Source organism: Deltaproteobacteria bacterium (genome assembly GCA_016931625.1).
GTDB lineage: Bacteria > Myxococcota > XYA12-FULL-58-9 > XYA12-FULL-58-9 > JAFGEK01 > JAFGEK01.
Window position 1 is genome coordinate 1 of sequence record JAFGEK010000043.1, and the last position, 7,414, is coordinate 7,414.

Annotated in this window: 5 protein-coding genes; 2 read left to right on the forward strand and 3 right to left on the reverse strand. The window is 41.7% G+C overall.

Annotated elements, in window-relative coordinates; all coding sequences use genetic code 11:
* Positions 1-485 precede the first annotated feature (485 nt).
* Complete coding sequence (locus JW841_03420) at positions 486-1,250, forward strand: hypothetical protein (protein ID MBN1959970.1); 765 nt, start codon at positions 486-488, stop codon at positions 1,248-1,250.
* Positions 1,240-1,884: a hypothetical protein gene (locus tag JW841_03425; GenBank protein MBN1959971.1), complete on the forward strand. Its 645-nt coding sequence runs from the start codon at positions 1,240-1,242 to the stop codon at positions 1,882-1,884. Before JW841_03420 ends, JW841_03425 begins: the two co-directional genes overlap by 11 nt.
* Before the next feature lie 191 nt (positions 1,885-2,075).
* Here the strand turns inward: JW841_03425 and JW841_03430 are convergent, their stop codons facing one another.
* The 3 genes from JW841_03430 to JW841_03440 form a co-directional block, all read right to left on the reverse strand.
* Complete coding sequence (locus tag JW841_03430; protein MBN1959972.1) at positions 2,076-2,810, reverse strand: hypothetical protein; 735 nt, start codon at positions 2,808-2,810, stop codon at positions 2,076-2,078.
* 416 nt (positions 2,811-3,226) lie between these two features.
* A complete protein-coding gene (locus tag JW841_03435) occupies positions 3,227-4,258 on the reverse strand; it encodes a hypothetical protein (GenBank protein ID MBN1959973.1) in 1,032 nt (343 codons plus the stop codon).
* 389 nt (positions 4,259-4,647) lie between these two features.
* Positions 4,648-7,179: a glycogen/starch/alpha-glucan phosphorylase gene (locus tag JW841_03440; GenBank protein ID MBN1959974.1), complete on the reverse strand. Its 2,532-nt coding sequence runs from the start codon at positions 7,177-7,179 to the stop codon at positions 4,648-4,650.
* Positions 7,180-7,414 lie beyond the last annotated feature (235 nt).

Below are 7,414 nucleotides of genomic sequence, written 5' to 3' on the forward strand. Positions count from 1 at the left end.
AGAGAGTTTTACGTAACTCCTCGTCATTCCTACGAAAGTAGGAATCCAATTCCGATAAAAGTGAAAAATGAGACTAAGAGTCAGGGATCGACGGCGCAGTCTGTATCGGCGCAATCAGTTCGCCCGTCACAGTCGTTGTCTTGGCCGTCGCTACAATTACTTTCCAGGGTGCCGTCAGGGCAGATACAAGCACCGGTAGTATTGTTGGGTCACTCGGTGCGTCGCAACAGTCATCGCCGCTACATGTGGTTTTGCTATCGGCACAGTTATTGAGCATCATGGCAGCTAATAGGTAAGCAGTAAGGGTTATTTTCACCATAGGGGCCTTCTTGAGAAATCGTTTCTAGTTGCTGATAGAGTGCGTTGACGATGCCGATCGGACTATTTTTAGACGCTTATAGGAAATAACGAAATGACTATAGTAACCATGGTCCGATCGGCACCACCACTGCACTCTATTAATATCAACAGAAACGGTGTTAATTATGAAAGCTTTTCTTATTTCAGTGGTGACATTCCTTTTAGCAACCGCAGCATTTGCTGCGAATGTAACAATTGATAATTCCAAGAAATACCAGAAAATTATTGGTTGGTCAGGTGGGGGGTGGGCACCACCGCTAAACAGTAAAGCTTTGCAAGATGAAATCATAGTCGAGTCTATAAACGATCTAGGTCTTAACGGTATGCGCGGTGGGGTATCGATAGGTCCTGGCAACCATATTCAAATACTGTCCTGGGATGATACACCATTAGCAACTAAAACTTGGGAGTGGGATAACGATGACCAAGATCCAAATACCGATCTAAATACTATCGCTTGGTCTACTTCTGGATATGCCACTACTGCTGCCGATAAGCTCGTGAATTTACGCGTAATACCATTCAAAAATCTAGTCGAGCAAAATGGTGATACGTTTTTTTATTTTTCTGGTGAGAACGAAGGTTTTAAGGGTGGGGATTACGGCGGCGACGTGCCTGCCTGGATGCTCTACAATCCGGGGGAGCACATCGAGAACATTATTTCTATGATGGTGTATCTTAGAGACATACACGGTATTAAAACAACGTATTGTACGGTAGACGGCGAACCGGGCTATAGCGATCCTTTCACTCCGTCCATGGTTGCAGAGCGCACCAAGATTCTTGTTTCTAAATACAAAGCTTACGGATTCAAAGACACCAAGATCACTTTTCCGGTTGGTCTAGGTCAAAAAACCTGCATGGAATTTTATTACGGCTTTGCAAACTGAGCCGGATTTTTGGCCGCATATCGGGCTCCTCGATTATCATCTATATAATGATCCTAATGCTCCCGAGAGATCCTTAATTCGTGATTTTGGTTTTAATAATGGCATACCCACGGCCATGACTGAATACTATCTTGTTGGGGGTATTGATAAGGTGTACGATGATTTTGTTCTGGGAGGAGTGTCAATCTGGGATGTTACAACCTCTTCAGGTACGGTTTTCGGCAGCGACGCCAATGGAGTTTCTTATCTCGACTGCCTCGCACATAAGGCAAAGTATTGGGGGCTGCGGCAGCTCATGCACTATGTATGGCCCGGGGCAGAGCGTATCGATGCTACGTCCGATAATACCAACCTAAAAACGCTGGCTTTCGAAAAAGGTGGCAAGATCACGGTAATACTCATTAATAAGACAGGTAGTGCTCAGACCGTCAATGGGCAGACCGAATCCACTGTGATACTGAGAAACTATCGTACGCAACACTGGATTTTTAAATTCTCTTCTAGCACTTGTTTGCCGGTTTTATCCCAAAGCGCCATCACTTCAGGGTCGCAAGGAAAGGCCTTTTTAGCGAGCATTGCTCCTATAACTAAACCACCGATACCCGATCCAGACAAACACCTTACGAGCGATTAAAACAAAAAGCGAGACTAGCCGTGTAAGCTTTTAGCTGAGACATTACATATTTAATGATAGTAATCTATATGAATGATATGTAGCCGTTGGCGGCAGCACTTACAGCCGCCGCCTTAGCATTATATGTACTAGCCTCGACTAGATTCGACAGGTTACCCTGACATTAATTAGTGAGTTCAGTTATACGAAAACTACTGAACGCAAATTGGGATGTAAGTGGCGTTGTTCCACTCAACAGCTTCGGAAATGTTGTCGTTCTCGTCGATGATTACACCAACCCAGTAGTTTTGACCATGGTTGAGAGTACTCGGTATAGTCAATGTTTTGGTTGTGGTGTACACATTATCGCGACTAAGTGTGAAACTCGATCCGCCAATGCGTTGATCTAAAGTCGTAATGTAGTCATTTGTTGAAATATAGTAACCTACATCGATACCTGACTGTGTGCTTTTGCCCATGTTTTCATACGTGAATTGCGTACGTACTACTTGGCCTGGATTTACCCGATAGCCAGTCTCGTTGTTGACAGTACAAGTTGCTAGATTGCCACCTGCTGAATTGTAGATCTTAGTTTTTTCATGATCAGAATATTCGCCCGATGCTCCGGCATACTTCCAGTGCACAACCCCTACATCTTCCCAAGCACCACTGCGTGCACCGTATAAATAAGTAGCACCATCAGCAGCATCTTCACCTAAATAGGCGCGGGCAGTAGAACCATTAGCATGAATATGTTCGAAGTCTTTACCCATAATGTTATATTCAGTATTGACATGATTGAGTTTAAGACCATGTCCAAATTCATGAACGGCTGTGCCTTGCAACAATCGTTTGTCGCCGCCATAGCGAATGATTGATGATTTGCTAGAATTAGCTGTCCACTGCCAGGGCGATGAGTAGTCGAAAATCACGTCTACTTCATCCATATGAACGTGTTTGCCGAAAAACCAGTAGCAGGTCCAGTATGAATATGAGATAGCCGGAGCACCATGGAGGATTGAGCCTGTGCCTCCCCATACCTCGCTCTGGCCGTTATCACGACTAACGCCACCGCTGTCGTGGGTCAATCCATAGCGAAAGTTGCTTGGGTTGAGATTGGTTTTACTTACTCCGTCTTGCAGACCATTGTACCAGTAGCCGCTCGGAAAACTGACGGTACTGGCACGAAGTGTCTTTGAGGTTCCACTCCATTTGATTTTTTTACCTAGGCAGGTACTATAACTAAAGGCGAATGCTTGATTCGCGCTCATCAATATGAGTGCGGCGCCAAGCAGAAGATTTGTTGTTCTCATGATTCTTGCTCCTGTTAAATTACGTTTTCATCTTGGTCGTTGCGAAATGGTTACTTAGCTTTGAGCACTGGGTTGAAATCTTGGTTCTGTAATGCTTCGAGCTCTGCTGCATCTTGTTTTGTCAATTGTTTGATTTCGTTTGCTTGTTCGAGTTTCAAGGGTGACTCATCCACGCTTTTAGCTACGAAAATTGGCATTTTTGGATCAATACTGGGAATAAACGCAGGCTGACGTGTAATGCCCCTCTGTATTTCTTGAATCGTCGAAACGAATTCATCGATTGAAATGGGTTCTATAGAAAGATTTGCAGTAATTTGTGCAAGGCTACGAACGTTTTCTGGAATCACTTTAATGCCGGGGAGTATACTAGTACGAGTATTGTCTTCTTCTACTCCTACCTCATCTGTAGTTTCGGTGTAAATTTCGACGAATTTAGGTGCTTCGACTTCATAGCGTTTGCGTGCTTCATCGATGGTCATATTATTTTCCTTCATGAGCTCTTGAACTTCTGGATTCGAAATGAGTTCATCGAATCGTGGTGTAGGGTAACGAAAGACTCGTAGTGCCTCAGGTGGGAGGCCACGTGCTACAATCCATTTGTGATCAATGATTTTAACTGGTGCACCAACGGTGTCGTAGACTCGTCCGTCAAGAAGGCGAAAACGTCCCCACTGACACCCAACTATCGGACACTGCTCTTCGCCGTTTCCTGAAAGAAACATGAGATCTTTATCACCGATTTGGAACTTAGGCATTTCGCTGAGCTCTAAAAATCGTCCACGCCCATCGGGTCCACCCATGATTAGCATAGTGAAAGTATTCCCAGGGGTTTTGCCACGAATGACGTTTTGGACTTCATAAGTGACGATGGCAAAAGGAAAAGAAGTTTCTTCTTTAGAACGGATGTCAGACATACGATATATGACATCCACAACCCGACCCGCAAAGATAAAATTAGCTTCTTCTGTGACAGCCGCCAGGTTTGTGAGACGACCACCTTCCGAGGCGCTATAAGCATTAGTGCCTGTGCTTATCGCAGCAAAGACAAAAACTGCTGCAAGGACAAATTTTGTACAAAGCATGTACAACCTCCATGTTGATACGAAAATAGAATTAAGGAAAAGAATTGCTTCGTTTAAGATATTCGCGTAGTGTTTCGTATATCTAACAGAAATAAAATTCTGCCAAGTCACGCAACGGATCTATATATTCGGTAGATTGAATCAGGTTTGAAAAATCTTAGTGGTCTTCCCATAATGAATCCCCCCAGTGTAAGGTAGTTGCTACAGCTATAAAGCAAATCTGATGCCAATGTTGCTGATTAAAAAAGATTTATAAAATCAAGTAACTATTGTTTGAACTATGTTTGAGAACTAGTAGTGTCACATTTTGCGACACTTTTTTTAACGTTTGACACCGTAAGAATGGTAAGAATGCCGGAGTAAGGGCACCACAATATGAAATGCGTCATTTATATTTTCATTGGTTTTATCGGAGTAACATGCCAAATTTCATCGGCATATTGCTGAATAGTACGATCTGATGAAAAATAGCCGGTGCGTGCTACATTTAAAATAGCCATTTTATTCCACAGAGTACGATCACGATATACTTCATTTACATGTTCTTGACAGGCAATATATGATTCATAGTCAGCCAGCAACATATAAAAGTCGCCTGCATGTAAAAGCGAATCAATAATCGGACGAAATAATTGCGGTTCATACAAAGAAAAGTCACCTCTTTGAATACTATCAATTACAGCTTTAAGTTCTAAGTTTTGTTGATAGTAATCATTAGGGTTATAGCCTTGTTGTCGAAGGGCTTTAACCTCTTCAACAGTCAGGCCAAATAAGAAAAAGTTTTCAGCACCAACTTCATCACGAATTTCAACATTTGCTCCATCCAGCGTGCCAATAGTCAAAGCGCCATTAAGGGCAAACTTCATGTTGCCGGTGCCAGAGGCTTCTTTACCCGCTGTAGAAATTTGTTCTGATAATTCAGAAGCAGGAAACATGCGTTCGGCCAATGAAACTCGATAATTTTTTAAAAAGATAACTTTAAGTACGTTATTAATGTCTGGATCATTATTGATAACATCTGCTACTGAATTTATTAGTTTAATAATATTTTTAGCCATTAAGTAACCTGGTGCAGCTTTGCCACCGAATATTACGGTTCGCGGCACCATGTTTTTAATGCTACCGTTTTTAAGACGATGATATAATGTGATAACATGAAATACATTAAGTAGTTGTCGTTTATATTCATGCATTCGCTTTATTTGCACATCAAACATCGAATCAGGATCTACCTTAACGCCAGTATCATCAAGAATGATCTGGGCTAATGCTTTTTTGTTTTCTCGCTTAATTTCATCAAATTTTTGACGAAAACTAGAATCATTCGCCATAGGCTCTAAATGGCGTAATTCGCTAGCATCGAATATCCAATTGCCATCGATACATTCAGTTATAAGCGAGGCAAGTTTAGGGTTACTTGCAAGTAACCAACGTCGTAAAGTAACCCCATTAGTTTTTGAATTGAAGCGTTTAGGCCAGAGTTCATAAAAATCGGCAAATAGATCTCGTTTTAATAGATCTGTATGAAGTTTAGCTACACCATTTATGGAGTGCGAGCCAATAACAGCTAAATGCGCCATGCGAACTTGTTTAACAGGTGTTTCTTCAATTAATGATAAGCGCCAGGTTTTGCTATTATCATTTGGGTATTTTATATGAACTTCATCTAAAAATCGTTGATTGATCTTATAAATAATTTCTAAATGTCGCGGCAGAACACGACCGAATAAATCAACCGACCATTTTTCGAGGGCTTCAGGTAATAATGTATGATTAGTATAGCCAAAAGTACCTTGGGTAATTTTCCATGCATGTTCCCATGGTATATTATTTTCATCAATTAGCACTCGCATTAGTTCAACAATAGCAATGGCTGGATGGGTGTCATTTAATTGAATGGCAACTTTGTCAGTAAATTTTGAAAAATTATCATAAGTTTTAAGATAGCGACGGACAATGTCGGCAATCGAACAGGCTACAAAGAAATATTGTTGTTGTAGTCTTAGTTCTTTACCAAAAACAGTAAGATCATTAGGATATAATACTTTAGATATATTTTCAGATAGATTTTTGTCTTCTACGGCAGCGAGATAATCGCCGGCATTAAAATCCGCTAAATCTAATTCTTCACTGGCGCGAGCACGCCATAAACGTAAGGTGTTAACTGTATCATTACGATAACCCGCAACCGGAATGTCGTAAGGCATACCTAAAACAGTACGCGAAGGTATCCAGATAACTTTTTCTTTTCCGTTTATAAGTTGTCGTTCAGTGTGACCATTAAAATGAACTGGTACTTGATACTCAGGACGACCAACTTCCCACGGGCAGCCAAAGCGCAGCCAAGCTTCTGGACGTTCAACTTGAAAACCGTCAACGATATTTTGATCAAAGATACCAAATTCGTAGCGGATGCCATATCCGTACGCAGGTAGAGATAAGGTGGCCATCGAATCTAAGAAACAAGCGGCAAGTCGACCAAGGCCGCCATTACCAAGACCTGCATCAATTTCTTGATCAATAATTTCTTCAAAATCAATACCGAGATCTTCTAAAGAATGGCGCATGGTGTCATACATGCCCAAATTGATCAGATTATTGGTCAATGCTCGGCCCATCAAAAATTCAAGCGATAGATAGTAAATTCGTTTGGCATCAGCACGATAATAGGCTTGCTGAGTCTCAATCCAGCGATTCATCAAGCGGTCACGTACAGTAAAAGCCACGGCGAAAAAACGATCTAAGGCTGTGGCGGTATGTTCATCTTTTCCTTGAGAGAATTGTAGATGTTCAGCAAATGCTCGTCGTAATAAATCAGCATCCATGCCAGTACGCGCATTGGGTAGCTCACGAGCACGGGCGAGAATTTTTGCTTCTTTATTTTCAGTAGTGTTGCTGCGTTTGCTCACGCGCGGGGACATTAACCTCTCCTTTGAGTAATAAAGCGCAACTTAAATAAACTCTTATAGTAAAATTACGAGTAGTAATCGATTATTTGGCAGGAAAAATGAAGAGATTTGCAAGAAAAAAGATGTTAAAAAGTATTTATTATTAGGGACACCTCCTGGTTATCCGAACAAAGTTAAGGGTGTAGCACAAGTTTTTACCAAGCACCCAGATCGTCATCAGCACCTATTTTATGCATAAATGAGCCAT

Coding starts and splice junctions, on each gene's coding strand:
- JW841_03420 (MBN1959970.1), top strand. CDS start 486: ATGAAAGCTTTTCTTATTTCAGTGGTGACATTCCTTTTAGCAACCGCA.
- JW841_03430 (MBN1959972.1), bottom strand. CDS start 2,810: ATGGATGAAGTAGACGTGATTTTCGACTACTCATCGCCCTGGCAGTGG.
- JW841_03435 (MBN1959973.1), bottom strand. CDS start 4,258: ATGCTTTGTACAAAATTTGTCCTTGCAGCAGTTTTTGTCTTTGCTGCG.
- JW841_03440 (MBN1959974.1), bottom strand. CDS start 7,179: ATGTCCCCGCGCGTGAGCAAACGCAGCAACACTACTGAAAATAAAGAA.